Below are 19,198 nucleotides of genomic sequence, written 5' to 3' on the forward strand. Positions count from 1 at the left end.
CATCGGATGCGATCGGCGACATCAGTCGAGAAGCCGGCGCAGTGTATCGATGGAATTCCGCGGATGATGCCCGCGGCGCAGTTGATGAACGCCCAGCTGCATCATCCGTTGTTCGAAGCAATGCCAGCCAGGCTGTCCGGAAGCATATGCCTGATCGGCGCGCAGCCGTGCGGCGATTTCATCGCCGGGAACCGGGCTCAACAAGGCATCAGGGTCGCCGGCCAATTGACCGGAAACGAACACCGCGCCGACCAGCTCCAGCGGAGCTGTCGCGAGCCGGCCATGGCCTAGTCGCAAATCGGCTTCGAACTTCTCGACCCCGCTGCGACGGCGGATGATCGGTGCCTGATTGATCCAGCGCCGGGTTGCATCGTCATCGATGAAACGCAACGCATCGGCTTGCAAGTGCAGGTAATTGGCGACGCCGGTGGCGAGCATGTTTTCCGGCTGCACGAAGACCGCGTCTTCGGCGAGAAAGTCCAGCCCCTGCAGAAGGCTGTGCAAGGCCAAGCTCGATTTTCCCGAGCCGCTCGCCCCCAGCAACAGGATGCCACGCCCCTGCCAGCCGACGCAGGCGCCATGCAGAGGAACCAGGCCCAGTCCGCGCGTCGCCAGGGTGAAGACGGCAAATTCGATGAGCTCATAGCGCAGGTGATAGGGGTGACCGAGCATGTCCTCCGACGACACTACGAGAGCGTGGTGTTGTTCGGGTGCCAGCACCACATAGTTCTCCGCGTCCATCACGCCGCAGAGCAGGCCGGCGCCGGATTGCACTCGCACCGGTGGTGGCTCGTCAGTGTTCGGCGAAACCTGCCGCGGCAACAGGCGCAGCTCGATGCGGAATTCCGGTGCGCCTGTCGGCAGATGGTGTGACGGCAGGCCGCCATAAGCGGCCTCGACCAGATCCAGCAGCGCCTCACTGGTGCTTTCGAAGCGGAAGCATCCGCCCAGGATCTGCCGGCACACAGAGATGCGGCGACCGATCGAGCGCTCGCAAAAAGGGTCCGCACCGGCGTCTGTAACGCCGGTGCGGAAACCAGGGCCATCGTCGTCGATCAAAAGTTTCAACCGTCTGATTGCCGGGCGCCGTACTGCGCGAATGCGAAGGGAGTGGACCCGTAGGTGCTTCTTTGGCTGGAAAAGGTTGCGTCAATGGCAGTTTGTCGCGCCTGGCATCCGAATATTTTTCGCACCAGGCAACCGAAGCTGGCCGCCGCGGCACTCACGTCCAGTCAACGTTGATCGTTGGAGCCGGCACGCCGGCCCGGCGCTGATGCGTTGGCGCAGCTTGCCCCACGGCTTACGAGACCCTTAGCGATGCTGAATATCCAGGTTGGCCACTCCTACTTCCTGAGTTACGACCGGAAGCAGTGGGAGCGCGGCAAGCCCTATCCCCCGCTCGCCACGATCCAGGTCGCCGCGCTGCTGAGGGAGATGGGCCACGCCACCAGCCTGTTCGACGCGATGCTGGCCGACGGTGTCGAGGACTATCAGGCATCCCTGCAGGTCGCGCGACCGGACGTGGTCGTCATCTACGAGGACAACTTCAACTACCTGACCAAGATGTGCCTTAGCCGCATGCGCGAAGCGGCTTGCCAGATGATCGTCGAGGCGTGTGCCCACGGCGCCCGGGTGATTGTTGCGGGCTCCGACGCCTCGGACCACCCGGACGCTTTTCTCGCAGCGGGCGCCGATGCCGTGCTGATCGGCGAAGGCATCGCGGCGTTGGTCGAATTGATCGAGCGGCTGGACCTCGATCCGGATATCGCCACCTCGAACTGGACATCCGGCATCCCTGGTGTGGCAACGCTGGTGAATGGACAGACGCAGCTGATGCGCATGGGCGCACAGCCGCCGGATCCGCGACTGATCGGCCAGCCTGCATGGGACTTGGTCGATATCGAACGCTATCGCAGGATGTGGAAGGAACGGCACGGCTATTTCAGCCTCAACATGGCGGCGTCGCGTGGCTGCCCTTTCCGTTGCAACTGGTGCGCCAAGCCGATCTGGGGCAACCACTACAAGCAACGCGGCCCGCAGGACATCGCCGCAGAGATGTCCTATCTGAAACAGACCTTTCGGCCCGATCACATCTGGCTGGCCGACGACATCTTCGGCTTCCACGTCGACTGGGTCACCGAGTTCGCCGAGCATCTGCGCGCTGCCGACGGATCGGTGCCGTTCACCATCCAGACCCGCGCCGACCTGATCAGCGAACGCATGGCCAGCGCGCTCGAGCGGGCCGGGTGCGCAGAGGCCTGGATTGGTGCAGAGAGCGGCAGCCAGCGCGTATTGGACGCGATGACCAAAGGCACCAAGGTCGCCGACCTGATTGCCGCCCGCATGCGTTTGGGTGAGCACGGCATCCGCGTGGGTTTCTTCATTCAGCTTGGCTATCTGGGCGAGCAACTGGCCGATCTGCTGGCCACCCGTGAACTGGTCACGCAGGCCGCACCGGACGACATCGGCGTCAGTGTTTCCTATCCGCTGCCTGGCACGAAATTCTATGAGCGGGTCAAGGCCCAGCTTGGCGTAAAGACGAACTGGCAGGACAGCGATGACCTGGCCATGATGTTCCGCGGCGCCTACGACTCGGACTTCTATCGTCGTGTGCGCGACCTGCTGCATGAGCAAGTCACCCAGCAGCAAGCGAAGGCGAACATGGAGCCGGAGCGTTACCGCCAGGATGGTGCGGCGCTCGATGCGCGATGGGATGCGTTGATCGCCTGCGAGCAGGCGCACCGTACCGAAGACGCCACGGCGCCACTCACCACGACGCAAGACAGTCCCCAGGCGCCGCGTCATGCTGCCACCGCTCAAAACCGTTAGAGAGGGCTTGCGCCGCACCACCGAGGCGCTTGCCGTGGAACTGGAGCAGCCAGGCATCGCAACGCCAGAGTGGAGCGATCTCGAATGGCGGCTGGCTGCGGCCGCCGCCGCCGCACACGGCGTGTCGCCGCTGCTGTGCAAATCTTCACGGTGGCAAAATCCGGAATGGAGAGGGTTTCTAGAGAGTCAGCGCGAACACGTCGAGCTTCGCCATCGACGCATCGCGTCATTGCTGGAACGCATCGACGCCAGCGCCCGTGCCGCCGGACTGGCCATCGTCGCCCTGAAGGGTTCCGCATTGCATGCCATCGGCGTCTACGTGCCGGGCGAGCGTCCGATGGCCGACATCGACCTGCTGGTCCGCGAAAACGACGCCGCGCCGGTGATCCAGTTGCTGCAGGACCTCGGCTATGTGGAGTCATTCGTGCAGTGGAAGCATCGGGTATTCAAACCGGCGACAGGCCAGCCCGCAGCAGGATTGGGCGAACACCGCGACACGCCGGTCAATATCGAGTTGCATACGCGCATCCAGGAGCGGCTGCCGATATCCGCCGTCGACATCACCGGACGAATCTATCCGCAGGAGCCCACGCCCGGCTTGAATCCGTATCCGTCGAACGGCGCCTTGATGAACCACCTGCTGCTGCATGCGGCCGGGAACATCTGTGGCCGCAGCCTGCGCCTGCTGCACCTGAACGACATCGCCTTGCTGGCCGGGCGTATGACCACTGACGACTGGAATGTCCTGTGGGATGAGCATGCGACCGACGCTCCATGGTGGGCACTGCCGCCGCTGCGCCTGGTTGCGCGTTATTACAGGAACACGGTCCCCGTAGCCGTGCTCGCACGCCTGGAGCGCGACTGCCCTGCTCTGCTGCGAACAATCTCGCGCCGCCAGACCCTGACGCAGGTTTCGTGTTCGGATTTGTGGCTACACGCGCTGGCCGGAATCGAATGGTCCCGTTCTGTCCGCGAAGTCGGGCGCTACGTCAGGAATCGTGTCAGGCCTCCTAAGGAAAACATCAAGGAGCGTGCCGATATGGTGCGGACGCAGTTCTGGCTGCAGGGGCAAAGCTGGGTCAGACAGAACCAGGGTCGGCGCATCCTGACCTTGCTCACCCGACCGGTGCCGCGCATGGATACCTTGTTCGTCGTACGTGCAGCACTGGAGTCGCCGGGGCTTCGGTGACAGGACATCAGCCAATGAGTTTGTCAGCAAGGTAGTCGACGACGTGCATACCGGAGAGCAGTACCACCACTTCATGCTGGCCTCGCAACGGGACCGGATAGTACGCGACAGCTTTCAGAAGATCGCGCTGGATCTGCTGCCCGAGGGAGCAGAAGTACTCGATTTTGGTGCAGGTACCGGCATTGATGCGAAGGCTTATGCCGCTAACGGGCACCTGACTTTCGTGTATGACCCTTCGGAAGCGATGCGCGCGCACCTGGCGCAGTATTGCCACAACGAAATCGCCCAAAAAACCATCGTCGAGATAGCCTCGCCGCTCGCCTGCAAGGTGCAGGCAGTCACGGCGAATTTTGCAGTCCTCAACCATTTCGCGGATCACACGACGCTTTTTGAAGAGTTGTCGCGCGTGGTCCACCAGGGTGGTTTTGTGCTGGCCAGCATGCTGAACCCTTACTACCTCGGTGATGCGCGTTACAGCTGGTGGCGTGCGAATATCATGAATCTTCTACGACGTGGTCACTACGCTATCCCAAGTGAAAGCCGCATCCATCGTTTCACGCCACGCGTCGTGGCGCGGTCAGCTACACCGTATTTCCGTCTGGAACGCCTCATTCCGCGTGGCTTCGGGTTGGCTACCGATCTCTACATGTTCCTGCTATTCCGGCGGGTATGAGATGTGGAAGGACTGGATAAGGCCATTCGTGCGTCCACTGCCGCAATGGTCCACGGTTGCCGTTGCCCCTCCACAGCAGGTGGTCACCGCCACCTTGCGTTGGGACGGCCATTCGGCCGATGTCACCGCGGACCACACCGTGGCTTCGCTCGTGCCGCTCGTGATCGCGACCAGTCTTGATGCCGGCCCACGTCCGGTACTCGAGTACCGCAATAACACTACCGGAACGCTGCTTGGCGTTTTGCATCTGGCGCAGATGGCGTCGGTCGCTTCCGAAACGACAGCCATCACGCTCTACCACGTCGCAGCTGGCGGGCACCGCTGTCTCGGCTGGCCGTTGCGCTCGTGGAACGCGTGGCTTCAGAACCGCCTCATGCGGAAAAATCGCGCGCCGCACCACTTCGCACCGGAGCCTGCCGCGGTACAGCAGCTCATGATCGCCTATCTTTGTCCGCGACCGGTCGTGCTTGTCTCTGTCGACGCACCAGGCCACCAGAATATCTTCCCGATGGACTTGATCGGCCCGCTGGAGCGGAGCGGACTTTTTTCTCTCGCGCTACGCAGCACCAGCGCTTCCGTGTCCGTCATGCGCGAAGTGCGCCGGGTTGCTCTGTCCGGCATCCCTGCGCCGATGAAGGCCGTCGTTTACAAGCTCGCCGAGCATCACAAGCACCCGCTCCAAGACTGGAATGCGTTGCCGTTTCCTGCTCGACCGTCGCGGGAATTCGGCATTCCCGCCGTTGCTGCGGCGCTGCGCATTCAGGAGTTGAGCATCGTGCATAGTCAGGATGTCGGTTCGCACACGTTGTTCCTCGGCCGCATCGTCTCCGACGAAAAACTGGCGGAAGGTACCCAGCTGCACCACACGGCAGGCTTTCATCAAGCGTACCGTCGCCGGCACGGCATACCGCTTGCAGAGGTCTAACCGACTGCGCTCCGCGGATCCCGGCGCCCGTGAGCGCTGCTGACAGGCAACAAGAGCGGTGAGTGAATAGCGTGGAACATATCCGTATCAACCAGGCCACCGATCCTGAGAAGCGATCCCTTGAATATTGTCGATCTTGAGGCACAACTCGATCAGCAGCTGCAAAGGCCACGCGTCACGAATCTGGACGGCGTGCGCCAGGCCGCCACAGCTTGGTCTCATGCTGTGTGGTCGTTTGCCGAGTCGACCGGCCCTGCGATCCTCACGGCGAGCGAGATCGAGCACGCGTTCGCCATCGCGCGTCAGCCCGTGTTCGTCTTCGGCGCTCATCGTAGCGGCACAACGCTGGTACGCGATCTGCTCGACCACCACCCCGCCCTCTCCGTGCTTCCTGCCGAAGGCACCATGCTCACGAATTTCGCGTGGCACCTGAAGCGACTGGAGCCGGATGGCCGGATGCGATTCTTCGGCTGCGAATGGTTGCGCAGGCTTGCCAACCCGATCAACCAGCACCCCTACTGGCTGCTTGGCCGCTCGTCGTCAGAAGGTTCGCCGTACGTTGAATTCGCACGTGCCCTGCTGGCTTGGTGGCCGCTGGTCGAAACGCGGCTCGGACCGCGCACGACGTCTTGGCCGCTGGTCGCGACCGCGCTTGCCTATGCGCATTGCACGTCAGGGTTCCGCACTGCGTCCCCCTTGGAGCGATGGGTCGAGAAAACACCCACGAACGAACGCTTCCTGGCGCGCCTGATGGCCGAATTTCCCGAGGCAAGACTGCTCCACGTCATCCGCCATCCTTTCGCGGTCTACGCATCAAGCCGTCAGGCCGTACGGAATTCCGGCCTTGCATCGAGCGAAGAGAGTCGGATCCTGCGTCAAATGCGTTTGTCGTACCGGGAGGCGGCCAGTCGTCACGTTCGACCTGCGTCGGGTTCGTACTTGCTTGTCCGCTATGAGGATCTGCTTGAAGACACGGCAGACAGTGTCCATCGGATGGCCTCTTTTCTCGGAATCCAGCCGCTGCCCATCATGATGCAGCCAACCGCGAACGGCATTCCCACGTCGAGCAACAGCTCTTTTGATACCCATGTGGTGGCAGGGAAATTGAACCGCCGGCCTGCGGATGATGCGTTCAATGCGCTCACTCGACGCGATCGCGAGCGATTGAGTGCGATGTTGGCCGACGATGCCGGAAAGCTCGGCTATCCGTTGGCGCCGCTGCCTGCGTTGCGCCGACAATTGTTGCAGATCCGGATACGCGCTGGCTGGATGGCCGATCGCTTCAGGGCACGCTGGGTCCGGTTCCTTTCCGCGCACCCGAGGCAACGTGGGCTCTAGAGTCTTCTACTTTGTCGCTACCGCGATGGCCAGCCTCTGCAGAAAGTAAAAGTGCGGCCGGCGCAGCAGGCTCGACGGGACCCGTGAGCCATGACGAAAAACAGAGCTCTGCACTTAGATAAATGTCATTCGATACAAAGTCTGAAGGGCTTGAACGGTGTAATCGGCGTCCTCCAGGATCGCGCGATGCTGCGCTTCCTCGGCCATTCGGAGCCGTAGTTCCTCATTGGCAAGCACCTGATGGATGGCATTCGCCAATGCATCCCAGTCCTTGACGGGCACGGCCAGCGCCGCCGAAGGTGACCACTCCACGAAATGCCCGACCGCTGTACCGACCGCAGGCACGCCTGCCACCGCGGCTTCCAGCAGGACCAGCGGGCCAGCCTCATGCAACGAAGACATCACCAGCAGATCGGCGGACTCCATCATCGGGCGCAGTTCGCGCTGGGTCTTGAATCCATGAAACCGCACGTGGTGTTCCAGTCCAAGCTGGCAAGCCAGCCGCTGCATCTCGCCCTGCAGTGTGTCCTCGCCGACGATGTCCATCTCGAATTCCAGTCTCTTCCCGGCCAAAGCTGCCAGTGCCCGCAGTAGCGTCGGCTGATCCTTGACGCGGTTGAGGCTGGCGACATGGATCAGCCGCGCCCGCTTCGCGTGGCGTTCACGCGGCGCGAGCGGCGCCCATGCCTGCAGGTCGACGCCGAGTGGCACGCGCTGCGCCTTGAGTCCGAGCGCCTGCAGCGAATCGATGATCGGCGCACTGGCTGCTGTTATGGCGTCGGCGCCGCGCAGCACGCATGCCTCGCGCAACCGCCCTTTCCATTTCCGTCGTCCGCCATAATCGATTTCGTGCAGGGCAACCAGTTCGCCGCCGGCGATATGCACCAGGCTCGGCAGCTTCAGCATCTTTGCCGCAGCGACGGCGACCAGGCTGCAGGAACCGGAGAAGATCGCATGAACCAAATCGAATGGCGCGCGGCGATGTTCAGTGCGAATCGCAGCAATCGCGCGTAGCCGGGTCCAGTTGTCGCCGATGTTGTGCACGGTGGCTCCGGCGAGTTCCCAGCGGCCCGCTACCACCTCCTGGTGCAGCGCGAAGACATGCACGGAGTGCGTACGCGCAAGCCGCTCGATCAGTGCCAGCAACACTGGGATAACACGGAATTCGCCGGTGCGATCCACACCACCCGGAACCACCAGCGCGAGCTTCACCCTGCCCTCCGTCGCTGGTCATCGCACACTTGCGCATATGCGCCTGACCACTGACGGCCAACCGCCTTGAACGAAAGCATGGCATCGAAGTGCGCGCGGACGCGTTCCGGCGATGGGCGATTCGACGCGGCAGCGACCAGCGCATCCGCGAGGCGAGCTGCATCGCTGCAAGGCCACAGATGGCCGACACTGCCATCACAGGTCAGTGCGCGGAATGAGGGAATATCGGTGATCACCGGCGTCACACCACAGGCCAGCGCTTCCAGCACGACATAGCCGCAGCTCTCGGCGAGACTGCCGGAGACAAACAGATCCGCCGACTGCATCAGGCGCTCGACATCTGCATGCGCCACCCTGCCCAGCAGATGGACGCGACCGGCGAGCCGTACATCGCGCGCGATGCAATGCTGCACTTGATCCATCAGCGGCGCACTGCCGAACGCACACCAGAGTCGCAGACCGGGCAGCTTCGATGTCGCCCGGGCGACTCCTTCTAGGACGGTCAGCGGGTCCTTGCCGGCGCTCAGATGTCCCACCCACAGCACGCACGGGTCTCCATGAAGCCCTGTCTCCGCGCGGGCATCGATGCGGTTGCCCACGGTGAAACGGCTGCTGGATTCGGGAATCGCGAACAAGCGCATTTGTGGCCCGAACAAGCCGGTGCGGGTGAATGGCAGTGCCAGCTCGTGTGCCGTGAAGGCAACGCCCGTGGCAGCCGCATACCACCGCTGCCATTGCGGCCGTCGCCACCAGCGAGGCAAACCGTCGGCGTGATCCTGGAAAATGATCGGCAGTTGCGGCAGGCACTGCGCCACGGCGAATGCATCCTCGGCGAAACCCAGGCCGTTCGCATGCAGGACGTCGGCCTTGATGTCGGTGAGCAGACGGGCGAAACGGCGGCTGCGCCCCGTCGCCCCGACTGCTCCAGTGATATCGACAAAGTGGTAGTCGATGCCGTTTCGCGTGAGCCGATCGTCACGCGCCGCCGCCTGGATCACCGAAACACGCGTACCAGCATCGGCAACCAGTTCAGCGATATCCACCAGCGAATGCCATTGCGCAAGAACCTCGTCATGCGCAAGGCCTGTCGGTGCCGGCAGGAAATTGATTTGCGCGACGTGCAAGGCCGGTGCTCGCCTAGAGGCCCGATACCTGCGGCATGCGCAGGCGTACCAGCCGATTGGCCAGGTTCAGTTCCCACGGGCGATCGTACTTGCCGTGACGATAGCGCCAGCCGGCCATGGCGCTCAGGCTGCGCTTGGCCCACGGTGGCGAGCGCAGATCCTGCACCGTGGGAAACCGGCAACGCAGCACCGTCACGAAGTCGTGGATGCGGCTGCGCAGCTTGTCGGTGAGCCAGGGTGCATCGGCATGGCAGGCATAGTCGACCCAGCGACGCTGCATCCACTCTTCCGGCGTCTTCGGAAAAACCACCGGCTCGCCGTTGAGATCGAGCAGTGGCATCGAAGGCCGCTTGCCGCGGTCCTTTTCGTGTTTGCTGCTCTCCGGCAATGGCGTGTAGATGTAGACGATGATCTCGGACTGGGGATTGATCTTCTTCAGTTCGCGGATGAATTCGAAGGTGTGCTCGGTTTCTTCTTCGGTGTTTTCCGGCGGCGCAACCATGAAAGACAGCTCGGGAATCACCCCGTTCCGGCGACACAATTCGGCGACCTCCAGTGTCTGATCCGGACGCGTGCCCTTGCGGATCTCCTTGAGCATCTGTCCGCTGGGCGATTCCGCGCCGATGTACGCCATCCGCAACCGGCTCTTGCGCACCAGCTTCCACGAACTCTCCGACAGGTTAAGCAACGCGTCCGAGCGCGCGTAGCACCACCACGGCATTTCGAGTTTTGCCATCACTTCAAGCAAGGGGATCATGTCCTCTTCGCGATCGAAGAAGTTGTGATCGAAGAACTGGATCGAATCGGCGCCCAGTTCGTACTTGAGATAACTCAGGTCGCGCTCGAGCCTGGCGATAGCCGGCAAGGCGGTGGTGCCGCCGAACATCGCAGCCACGCCACAGAAAGTGCAGCGGTAACGACAACCGATCGCAGCCTGGTGCGCGGCGGTGCGGCGGCCAAGAAAGGTACGCGCCAGATAGCGCCGTGGATCGCCGAGCTTGTCGTAGGGCAGCACCAACCCGGTATCGCCCAGCGTGAAGCGACGGTTCGGGTTGTGCACGATCGTGCCGTGGCTCTTCCATGACATCCCGCCGATCAGCGGCAGCCTTGAGTCCGCGTTACCGGCCAGCGCGGCGATCAGGTCAGGCAAGGTTTCCTCAGCCTGCCCGCGCACGGCGTAATCGACGTACGGCGCGGCCAGCGCGGTATCCGGATAGAGCGTGGGAAAGTAGCCACCCCAGATGATCGGCACCGCCGGGAAACGCTCGCGGATTGCTTTGGAGACATCGATCGACGGTGCGACCTGTGGGCCGCCCATCACGCTGATGCCGACGGCATCGAATCGACCACCCTCCAGCGCATGCAGCGCCTCGCCGACAACATCGCGGTCGATGTTGCCATCGATGATCTGGCTGTTGCCGGTTCGATCCAGCGCTGCCGACAGATGCAGCAACGACAACGGAAATCGCGCACTCGAGCGCGAGGTGATGGTCGGATTGATCAGCAAGGTCTTGGGGGAAGGGTTCATGGCGAAGGGCTACGGCAAGAAGGGTCAGGACGCGCGAATGAGCTGGAACACCAGCGCGACGGGAACCTCCAGCGCCATGCGGTCGAAGCGCGCGCCAGCGGGAATGTCGGCCGGATCCAGCATGGGTTCGAGCACCCGCTCGATCTGCAGCCCGAGCGTCGCGCAGGCCGCGTGCCAATGGCTGTACAGGTGTTGCGCATGCCGCACGGCATAGCGCTGGTTGCCGGACTTGAAATCGCGCAACCAGCCGAATGCATGCCCGATCGGATGCACGTCACTGCACAACAGCATGCCGCCGGGCCGGGTCACGCGGTGCAGTTCGGCCAGCGACTGTTGCAGATTCTCGAGGTGTCCGACGACCAGGCCACAGACGGTCAGATCCGCCAGCGCATCCGGTACCGGCAAAGCCGCCAGGCTGCCCTGCACCAGCTCGACCTCGGCGGCGACATCGGGTTGCAACACGCCCAGCTCCGCGACGGCGCGTTGCAGCATCTCTGGAGAAAGATCCACGCCGGTCACGCGTGACGCGCCGCGCCGCAGCGCATGCAGCATGTAGCGTCCACTGCCACAACCGACGTCGAGCACGGCCTGTCCCTGCAGTGTGGCCGGCATCAGCCCGAGCATCGCGCGCTCTTCGGCCTGCATGACCGGATTATGCGCATGTGCCGGATAACTGCGTGCCCACAGCGCGTATGCCTCCACAGGTTCGAGAGTCGGCGGGCGTGACATCAGTAACACTGCGCTTCAATGCCGGGATCGCGTTCGCGCTCGTTCCGATCAGCGATCAGTTCGAGCCCGGGTTCGAGCGCAACCAGCGCCGGCTCGGCCAGCGATCTGGCCAGCAACTTCGGCTTGCCGTCCAGCATCACCGGCACAGCTTCCATGCCGGCGACCGCAAACCATTCGGCGAAATCGATATCGGCAATACAGGGGACGCCGTTGCGCACCACGGCGCGGATCTGGTTGCGTTCAATCGCCGCCAGACTGCGCACCTCATCGCCACCACGGTCTTCGACGATCACCAGATCCGCAGGTGCGCCTGGCGTGAGACCGCCGCGCGAGGGCAACCGCAGAATGCGGGCGGCCTGGGTCGTGACCAGCCCCAGCAGCTGCCTGGGACTGAGCTCGCCGCGTACGGCGATGCCATGCATTTCCTCGAGCAGGTCACGTGCACCGCTGAGTCGTGAATCGCTGCCCAGCGCAAGCCTGCCGGCCGCGCACAGGCGCTGCGGATCGAGTGATTGCCCGAGCAGGTTGTGGTTGCTGGTCGGACACCAGACCACCGCGGCATCGCTGGCGATCACCCGATCGACGTCCTGCTCGCGCAGGCCCACGCCATGGATCAGTACGCTGTTCGCCGCCAGACATCCCAGTTGATCCAGCTGCGTGAGTTCCGCCTGCGCTGCCGCATCGGTACCCTCGGCCAGATGGATCAGCCAGGGCCGGTCGGCGGGCGTGGCGGCAAAACTCTGCTGGACTGGAGGTCCGTAACCGGGCCAGCCCAGCGCGTAGCTCCAGCCGTAATCGCGCAGCAGTGCGACCGGAAAATTCGTCGCATCGAGCGCCGGATGCCAGGGGTCGTGATGCGCCACGCAGGTGGTGCCGGCCAGCAGGTTCTTCAGCGCACCATGCCGCAGCCGCAACTCCTTGGGCACCTGCAGCGCGGCGATGACGGCGGGTTCCTCGAAATGCGCCTGGAAGGCTGCAATCCATGCATAGCTGTTGGGAAAAGGCGCGCCGGTTTTCAGCGGCGGCACGGTGTTGACGTGCAAATGTTCGTGCGCGTTGATCAGGCCGGGAAAGATCAGATGGTCGTGCAGATCGACCCGATACGCCCGCGCGGCGAGTGATGAACCGATCCGTCCTGCCCGGATCGGCAGCGGTACGCGCGAGCTGGCTTCCGTCGTGACCGAGACCGCGCGGCACAAGCTGACGTCCATCGCTGCCTGGAGTATGTCCATGGATTCAGCGCCGCCGCATCACGATCAGGAAGTGGTCGCCCATGTCACGCAGCAGCGGCAGGCCGCCCATACGATCGTCGAGCCGACCCAGTCGCTCGCACCAGTTGCGGCGACGTCGGTAGTAGTCCACCAGGTAAGGCGGCGGCAGGAACAGGCTCAGCGCGCGATAGCTCTGCAGCGAAAAGTGTTCGGCGAAGGCGCGGTAAAACTCGCGCGGCAAATAGTAGTAAGTCCAGATCGTGTGGCGATTCATCCCCACCGCGGTGGCACCTCGCGCCGCCCGCACGCCGGCCCGCTTGAAGCGCCCGCGAAGTGCGTAGTGGCCCAGCTCCCACGGGCAGATCCGACCCATCACCGAAAAAACCAGGCTGCCGCCGGGGCGCAGCAGACGCGCACATTCGGCTGCGACAGCGCCGAGGTCAGGCGCGCAATTCAGCGGGCCGAAGTTCGAATAGATGGCGTCGAACTCGCCTTCAAGTTCCTCCAGCTGCTGGACACCCAGGTGGACGGCCGTGACTCGGGATTGCAGACCTGCGGCAGCGACGCGCGCCTGTGTGCGTTCGACCATCTGTGGCGACCAATCGGAGGCGACCACATGGAAGCCGCGCCGCGCGAACTCGAGCGCATCGATGCCGGTGCCACAGCCCAGATCAAGCAGCCGGCCACCCGCCGAGACCGCGCTGTGCACGGTGTCCCACAAGGTCACCCGCATGCGCTGAATCAGCTCGTTATTGCCGCGCGGCCCGTCATAGTCGGCGGCAACACTGTCGAAGGCACGTTGCGTATCGAGCAATTGCACCTGGTCCAGGGGCGCACTCCGTGGTCGCTGGCGAACGCTCGCGTCGGTTACCGCCTGGCGCACGATTTCAAACTTGTGTTGCCCACTCATATCGATCTCCGTTCGACCGGAAGGCAGTCCATGATTCCCAATGACATCCAGGATGAACCTCCGCTCGATCCGTGGTATCGGCCACGGCACTTTCATTCATCTGTTTGGTGAGTGCCGCTCTCGCCCGCTTTGGTTGAATGCGGCTGACAACAGGACTACCTGTGCACTCGGCGCCGTACGGCGTTTCTCGCCATGGCGGCCAATCCACCCAGGAAGGCCCCCAGCAAGAGGCCCGCGCCCCAGATCAGCACCAGGTTCGGGGATACCCTTTTATCGGGGACATAGACGGATCCCAGCAGCGATGTTTCATACGTGTACGTGGCACTGAGGCGATCGACGAGGTCGCTTCTGGCCAACTGCAGACCGCGGATCTCTTCGTTCTTGCTGGTCAGCAACACGCTGGCGAGCAACGGGTTCTGGATGCCCTTGCTGCCCGCGTCGTCCTTGCCTGCGGGTGTGACGGCCTGCTGCAGGCGATCCTGCTCAGCCTGTGCATTGCGCAAATCAGCCTGGATTTCATCAAGCCGCGCTTTGGCCAGTTGCAACGGCCTCGCTTCGAGGCGCTGGTGGATAGCCTGCAACTGATTGACCGTAGCGACGGCGAATTGGCGGACTTGTTGCGCTGAATAGCCTCGCAGGCTCATCCGGATCAGCGGCCCGGCGTAAGGTAACGGCTCCAGTTTCATGCTCTTGCGGTAAAGCGAGGCTTCGGGTGAATCGGGCGAAAAGCCAAGGCTGTTCATCACCTCGTTCTCGAACGGCACCATTTGCAGACGCTCGAGCACCCGGGCCAGCGACTCGGTCTTTGGATCCTGACCCGAGGGCACCTGCCCGACCTGCCCGATCTGGATCCAGGCGGTCGCCTCCCATTGGTTCCTTGCCCGATGCGCGAAGGCAAAGGTGCAGACCAGGGCCACGACCAGCACGGCCGCAAACCATTTCCACTCACGCGAGAAAATCCGCCAGAGATCGATCAAATAGATTTCGTCTTGTTCCATGGTGCTGTGCTCACTGGAAGGATGGTGGAGACATGGTTTGCGCGGCCGTCGCGAAGGCATCTGCGTGCCCATCGTCTATCGGCTCCTGCAACCTCCTGTTCGGCAGCCAGGCCACGAGAACCTGCATGACAAGACACAAGCCGATGAAGCCGACATTCGTCCACGTGAATGCCTGTGGCGCGAACGGCGACATCACACACACATAGGAAACACGCAGGAAAATAAGCAGGGAAAACAGCGGCACGGCCGGACGCAGGCGCCGCACACTCCACCGCAGCAAGCCGTACAACACGAAGATCGCAGCCACCGCGCCGACCGGACCCAGCGCCATGAGGAACGGAAAGAACTCCGTACCCACGTTGATCGTCGCTGCGTCCAGCGGAATATCCGTCCCGGCGGTCACGACGGACCCATTCATCGGAACCACCTGGTTGATCAGGAAGCTGGCGTTGGAGTAATGCTTGGCCAGAATCGCGCTGAAGTTGTACGGGCCGGCGCTGCCGTAAAGCAGCAGCCACTTGAAGCCCAATGGCAACGCCCGGTAAACGGCGCTGAAAGGCAGCGTGATGTTTTCCAGTGGCCCGGACCGCAAGATGCCGAGGATCGAGAAAACGCTGCTGCCGGCGATCGCCAGAAAACCGACGCTTTTCCACGGCAGCGGCCTTGCCTCGTCGCGGCGCAGCATGATGACGAGTGCAAACGAGAACACGCTGGCGAACAGACGATTCCGGTCGATCACCAGCACCGGGAACAGAAAGCCGATGACGATGAGCATGTTGCGCACCCACTTGCTCCTGACGCAGAGCAGCCCGATCGGAGGAAGTGCCCAGCACATGTCGGAAACATGCCGGACGTGTTCGCGGCCACCTTCCATCAAGGCATAGGACGATGGTTTGTCGAGCAGCGGAATCGGGAACAGCGTGAGATCGATCAGGCAGAAGAAAGCGACGATGCCCGCAAAAGCCAGCGCGACAAATCCATCGCGGGTACCGGTGTAATGACGCACACGGAATCGCGCGGGCTCGGGAATCCTGACGTTCGTATGCACATCGAACCACACGATGACCGTTGCGCTCGCTGCCAGCAGCAGCAGGCCCTTCAGGTAATCCGCGGAGAGATCGTAGGTGAGCAAAGTAAGCCCGCAAGCCAGCAGGATCGGCAGTCCGAGATAGCTCGAGGGGAGGCACAGCAGCCGCTTCATGTCGCCTCCGCGCGTGGGTTTGTGGATGAAACCCGGAGCTTTGACAGGACCACCAGCGACAGATATGCCAGCATGTGGAATGCCAACGGCGAGGGTCGTCTCTGCAGGAACGCGATCTTGGCGCCGATGTAATGCGACTGCGCCCTGAGCAAAGTCTTGTACGGCTCATCGAACAAACAGGCCCGGCGCAGCGCAACCTGCCTCGACTCGGCAAGATTGATGACGCGGGTTGGCGTGTGCCGCGTCTTGCTCAGGTTGGCACCATGGATGCGGTAGGCGCAGACGCTGACGTCGATGAAGCCCAGTGCATCACGCGCCGCCAACCGAAGAAACAGATCCCAGTCTTCGATGCGCAGACCTTCGCTCCAGCGGTCGACCGTGTCGAGTGCGCTCCTTCTCATCAAGGCAACCGGGCCACCGATCGCCCACTGGCTGATAATGGCGCGCCGTATACCGTCATCGGATCGATAGAGACTTTTGTCGGCACCGTGAAGATCACGCATGCCACTGTCATGCACTTTTTTCCCGTCCTGATCGACGACGACCGAATCACCGATCACGGCCCCTTTGCCCGGATGCGCCAGCAGGTAGCGAACCTGTGCATCAAGACCTCCGGGCAACAGATAGTCGTCGCTGGCACCCGGCCGGAGAAACTCCCCGTTCGCTCGCACCACCAGTTCGTTCAAGGTCGCCGCGATGCCCCGGTTCTCCCGGCGCACGTACTCGATCGGAAGATCCATGCAATGCGTCGCCACCCAATCGGCAATCCTGTCGGCGGTTCTGTCGGTCGACCCATCATCGATGATGATGAGCTCCTTGGCCGGATACGGATCTTCCAGCACGCTATCCAGGCAGCGCTGCACGAAACGCTCGTGGTTGTATGCCGGTATGAGCACCGAGACCAACGGCATCGCTGTCGCGCTCTTTGATACGTCGAAGGCCATCGTCACAGCCCTCCCAGGTAACGTCGTACGACCAGCACATTGAACGCGAGGTAGATCAGATAGTTGATCGTGAATGCGTACATCGCGCCGACCAGGCCGAAGTGCACGGTAAGCACATAGACCAGTACCAGATAGCTGGCCGCAAACACGCACTCGGAGATCACGAACAGCCGTGTCATCGCCTTGGCCAGCATGACGTAGGACAGAATGAAGGAAGCGATCTTGATGACATCGCCCACCAGCTGTGGTCCATACAAGGCATTGGCAGACGTGAAGTCCGCACTGAACAGCAGGCGCGTCACCCAGCCTCGCAGGACATAAACCACCGCCGCCAGGACAATGACCGCAGGCAACAGATAGCGGTAGGCATGACGCAGTTCGAGCACCAGTGACGCGCGCTCGTGTGTCGATGCCAGCTTGGGCAGGTAGTAGATGTTGATCGCCGTGGTGAGGAACAGCAGATAGGCATCCGATACCTTGCTCACGGCCTGCCAGTAACCGACCTGCTCCCAGCCGAACTGGACCGCGAGGTGATCGCGAACCGCGATATTGATCAAGGGCGGCAGCAAGGCGGAGCTGAGTGTCATCACCGAAAAGGCCGCGAGCCGCAAAGTCATTTCGCGGTCGAAATGCATCCGCAGCATGCTGCGCTGGAAGTACGGGCTATGCCACCAGGCCGGCAAGCCGACCACAAGGCACAGCAGCTGACCCAGCACGAGCGCCAGCAGCGCGCCATACAGATGCAGCCAGCGCGACAGCCCGAGTACCAGCAGAATGCTGAAAGCCGATCCAAACACCTGGATGAAGGCGAGCCGACGCACATCCATGAAGCCGTTGATCACGGCAAGGATGTAATTGACCAGTGCAATGCCGAGCTGGGCCACGGCGAGTATACGGATCAGGCTCGCATAGCCCGGATCACCCAGCAACCAGAGCGCAATCTGCCCACTGAACAGCAGCGCGACGCCTCCCATCAGGCACGAGGCGCAGAGTGCATACCAGAGCGCGGCGGCAAGCAAACGCGACAATTTTTGCGCATCGTGACGATATTCGGCGACGTACTTCACGATGCCGGCGCTGATACCGCCACCAGCCAGCACGGCCAGCAACGACATCAGGCTCATGAACTGGCCTAACTTACCCACTCCGGCGGGCCCGGCAAACCATGCCACCAACTTGATCACGACCAGAGCCGCGAGCAATCGCGCAGCGGTAGCGATCGTTGTGTAGAAGCCGGTGCGCACGATGTTCATGCGGGGCACTCGAACGCATTGCAGGCTTCGATCACCCGGTCCACCGCGTTGTCGCTCAGCGCGGGCCCCATCGGAAGGCTCAGCACCTCATCGTGCAATCGTTCCGTCAGCGGAAGATGGGCGTCCTGCATGACGGCATAGGCTGGTTGCCGGTGCGGCGGCACCGGGTAATGCACCTGGCTCTGGATGCCATGCGCCTGCAGATGTCGTTGCAGAGCATCGCGACGTGGACAACGAACCACGAACAGATGCCAGACGTGTTGTTCCTCCCGCGCCACGGCCGGCAACTGAATGTGCGGATCGTGGATGCCCTCGCGATAGCGGTGCGCCACGCGGCGGCGCCAAGCGATGTCCTCGTCGAGATACTTCAGCTTTACCCGCAACATCGCGGCCTGGATTTCGTCGAGCCGCGAATTGAGGCCCTGGAACAGGTGCTGGTACTTCACAGCAGAACCGTAATTGCGCAAGGCCGCGATCCGCTCCGCCAGCATGGAGTCGTCAGTCACCACTGCGCCGCCATCGCCCAGCGCGCCAAGATTCTTGGTCGGAAAAAAGCTGAAGGCCGCTGCATCGCCGAACGCGCCAGCCTTGCATCCGTCGCTGATCGCTCCATGCGCCTGCGCCGCATCTTCGATCAGGAGCAAGTTGTGTCGCCGGGCCAGCGCAGCCAAGGCAGGCATGTCTGCCAGCTGGCCATACAGATGCACCGCCATGATCGCGCGCGTGCGTGGCCCGATGGCCGCCCCCACGCCAGCCGGATCCATGTTGAAGGTCGCTGGATCGGGCTCGACTGGAACCGGCACAAGCCGGTTTTCGGTAATCGCGAGAAAACTGGCAATGAAGGTATTGCCTGGCACGATGACCTCGTCACCCTCTGCGATGGCGCCGAGTTCCTTGTAGCCACGCAGGATCAGTGAAAGGGCATCCAGCCCGTTGCCGACGCCCACCGCATGACGTACGCCGCAATACGCAGCGAACTCTCGCTCGAAAGCCGCGACTTCATCCCCGAGCACATACCAGCCCGAATCGATCACCCGCGCCACGGCCACCTTCAGTTCATCCGCATACCGCGCATTGACCTCCTTGAGGTTGAGGAACGGGACGTCCATCAGGTCGGTCTCTATCAGGTCAGTC

At 62.6% G+C, this 19,198-nt stretch carries 17 protein-coding genes; 5 read left to right on the forward strand and 12 right to left on the reverse strand.

What is annotated here, in order from left to right; genetic code table 11:
• Nucleotides 1–21: 21 nt before the first annotated feature.
• Nucleotides 22–1,068, reverse strand: a complete 1,047-nt coding sequence (locus B0E48_RS10490; RefSeq protein WP_254423929.1) for a serine kinase — start codon at nucleotides 1,066–1,068, stop codon at nucleotides 22–24.
• A 249-nt stretch (nucleotides 1,069–1,317) separates the two neighbouring features.
• Here B0E48_RS10490 and B0E48_RS10495 point away from each other — a divergent pair, with 249 nt between their 5' ends.
• The 5 genes from B0E48_RS10495 to B0E48_RS10515 all read left to right on the forward strand — a co-directional run bounded on the left by B0E48_RS10495 (nucleotide 1,318) and on the right by B0E48_RS10515 (nucleotide 6,954).
• Complete coding sequence (locus tag B0E48_RS10495; RefSeq protein WP_077518052.1) at nucleotides 1,318–2,829, forward strand: radical SAM protein; 1,512 nt, start codon at nucleotides 1,318–1,320, stop codon at nucleotides 2,827–2,829.
• Complete coding sequence (locus tag B0E48_RS10500; protein WP_077518053.1) at nucleotides 2,804–4,018, forward strand: nucleotidyltransferase family protein; 1,215 nt, start codon at nucleotides 2,804–2,806, stop codon at nucleotides 4,016–4,018. The genes B0E48_RS10495 and B0E48_RS10500 overlap by 26 nt, the downstream gene beginning before the upstream one ends.
• 43 nt (nucleotides 4,019–4,061) lie before the next feature.
• Nucleotides 4,062–4,691, forward strand: a complete 630-nt coding sequence (locus B0E48_RS10505) for a methyltransferase domain-containing protein (protein WP_077518402.1) — start codon at nucleotides 4,062–4,064, stop codon at nucleotides 4,689–4,691.
• A gap of 28 nt (nucleotides 4,692–4,719) precedes the next feature.
• Nucleotides 4,720–5,616: a flavin reductase gene (locus tag B0E48_RS10510; RefSeq protein WP_254423930.1), complete on the forward strand. Its 897-nt coding sequence runs from the start codon at nucleotides 4,720–4,722 to the stop codon at nucleotides 5,614–5,616.
• Nucleotides 5,617–5,736: 120 nt separating this feature from the next.
• Nucleotides 5,737–6,954: a sulfotransferase gene (locus tag B0E48_RS10515; RefSeq protein WP_168170343.1), complete on the forward strand. Its 1,218-nt coding sequence runs from the start codon at nucleotides 5,737–5,739 to the stop codon at nucleotides 6,952–6,954.
• 114 nt (nucleotides 6,955–7,068) lie between these two features.
• On the opposite strand, the gene B0E48_RS10520 is transcribed toward B0E48_RS10515, so the two are convergent.
• From B0E48_RS10520 to B0E48_RS10570, 11 genes are all read right to left on the reverse strand, one after another.
• On the reverse strand, nucleotides 7,069–8,166 hold the full coding sequence (locus B0E48_RS10520; protein WP_077518056.1) for a glycosyltransferase family 4 protein: 1,098 nt from the start codon (nucleotides 8,164–8,166) through the stop codon (nucleotides 7,069–7,071).
• Nucleotides 8,163–9,290 (reverse strand): glycosyltransferase family 4 protein, encoded by a 1,128-nt coding sequence (locus tag B0E48_RS10525; RefSeq protein WP_077518057.1) that lies wholly within the window; start codon nucleotides 9,288–9,290, stop codon nucleotides 8,163–8,165. Before B0E48_RS10525 ends, B0E48_RS10520 begins: the two co-directional genes overlap by 4 nt.
• Nucleotides 9,291–9,303: 13 nt before the next feature.
• Nucleotides 9,304–10,818 carry a radical SAM protein gene (locus tag B0E48_RS10530; protein ID WP_077518058.1) on the reverse strand — a complete coding sequence of 505 codons (1,515 nt, stop codon included), beginning with the start codon at nucleotides 10,816–10,818 and terminating at the stop codon, nucleotides 9,304–9,306.
• A 24-nt stretch (nucleotides 10,819–10,842) separates the two neighbouring features.
• Nucleotides 10,843–11,547, reverse strand: coding sequence for a class I SAM-dependent methyltransferase (locus B0E48_RS10535; protein ID WP_077518059.1), 705 nt, complete (start codon nucleotides 11,545–11,547; stop codon nucleotides 10,843–10,845).
• Nucleotides 11,547–12,758 carry an amidohydrolase family protein gene (locus B0E48_RS10540; RefSeq protein ID WP_254423954.1) on the reverse strand — a complete coding sequence of 404 codons (1,212 nt, stop codon included), beginning with the start codon at nucleotides 12,756–12,758 and terminating at the stop codon, nucleotides 11,547–11,549. The genes B0E48_RS10535 and B0E48_RS10540 overlap by 1 nt, the downstream gene beginning before the upstream one ends.
• A gap of 25 nt (nucleotides 12,759–12,783) precedes the next feature.
• Entirely contained in the window at nucleotides 12,784–13,668 is an 885-nt protein-coding gene (locus tag B0E48_RS10545; protein WP_077518061.1) for a class I SAM-dependent methyltransferase, read from the reverse strand.
• 155 nt (nucleotides 13,669–13,823) lie between these two features.
• A complete protein-coding gene (locus tag B0E48_RS10550) occupies nucleotides 13,824–14,666 on the reverse strand; it encodes a Wzz/FepE/Etk N-terminal domain-containing protein (RefSeq protein WP_077518062.1) in 843 nt (280 codons plus the stop codon).
• A gap of 10 nt (nucleotides 14,667–14,676) precedes the next feature.
• Complete coding sequence (locus B0E48_RS10555) at nucleotides 14,677–15,867, reverse strand: hypothetical protein (RefSeq protein ID WP_254423931.1); 1,191 nt, start codon at nucleotides 15,865–15,867, stop codon at nucleotides 14,677–14,679.
• On the reverse strand, nucleotides 15,864–16,811 hold the full coding sequence (locus B0E48_RS10560) for a glycosyltransferase (protein WP_077518403.1): 948 nt from the start codon (nucleotides 16,809–16,811) through the stop codon (nucleotides 15,864–15,866). The genes B0E48_RS10555 and B0E48_RS10560 overlap by 4 nt, the downstream gene beginning before the upstream one ends.
• Before the next feature lie 2 nt (nucleotides 16,812–16,813).
• Nucleotides 16,814–18,064, reverse strand: a complete 1,251-nt coding sequence (locus tag B0E48_RS10565) for an O-antigen translocase (protein ID WP_077518063.1) — start codon at nucleotides 18,062–18,064, stop codon at nucleotides 16,814–16,816.
• A complete protein-coding gene (locus B0E48_RS10570) occupies nucleotides 18,061–19,173 on the reverse strand; it encodes a DegT/DnrJ/EryC1/StrS family aminotransferase (protein ID WP_077518404.1) in 1,113 nt (370 codons plus the stop codon). Before B0E48_RS10570 ends, B0E48_RS10565 begins: the two co-directional genes overlap by 4 nt.
• Nucleotides 19,174–19,198: the final 25 nt, after the last annotated feature.

This window comes from Rhodanobacter sp. C03, from assembly GCF_002001175.1.
GTDB lineage: Bacteria > Pseudomonadota > Gammaproteobacteria > Xanthomonadales > Rhodanobacteraceae > Rhodanobacter.

Bases quoted from the DNA above. Each gene is read 5' to 3' on its own strand.
- B0E48_RS10500 (WP_077518053.1), top strand. From the start codon at position 2,804: ATGCTGCCACCGCTCAAAACCGTTAGAGAGGGCTTGCGCCGCACCACC.
- B0E48_RS10560 (WP_077518403.1), bottom strand. From the start codon at position 16,811: ATGGCCTTCGACGTATCAAAGAGCGCGACAGCGATGCCGTTGGTCTCG.
- B0E48_RS10550 (WP_077518062.1), bottom strand. From the start codon at position 14,666: ATGGAACAAGACGAAATCTATTTGATCGATCTCTGGCGGATTTTCTCG.
- B0E48_RS10555 (WP_254423931.1), bottom strand. From the start codon at position 15,867: ATGAAGCGGCTGCTGTGCCTCCCCTCGAGCTATCTCGGACTGCCGATC.
- B0E48_RS10570 (WP_077518404.1), bottom strand. From the start codon at position 19,173: ATGGACGTCCCGTTCCTCAACCTCAAGGAGGTCAATGCGCGGTATGCG.
- B0E48_RS10565 (WP_077518063.1), bottom strand. From the start codon at position 18,064: ATGAACATCGTGCGCACCGGCTTCTACACAACGATCGCTACCGCTGCG.
- B0E48_RS10495 (WP_077518052.1), top strand. From the start codon at position 1,318: ATGCTGAATATCCAGGTTGGCCACTCCTACTTCCTGAGTTACGACCGG.
- B0E48_RS10540 (WP_254423954.1), bottom strand. From the start codon at position 12,758: ATGGACGTCAGCTTGTGCCGCGCGGTCTCGGTCACGACGGAAGCCAGC.
- B0E48_RS10545 (WP_077518061.1), bottom strand. From the start codon at position 13,668: ATGAGTGGGCAACACAAGTTTGAAATCGTGCGCCAGGCGGTAACCGAC.
- B0E48_RS10535 (WP_077518059.1), bottom strand. From the start codon at position 11,547: ATGTCACGCCCGCCGACTCTCGAACCTGTGGAGGCATACGCGCTGTGG.
- B0E48_RS10530 (WP_077518058.1), bottom strand. From the start codon at position 10,818: ATGAACCCTTCCCCCAAGACCTTGCTGATCAATCCGACCATCACCTCG.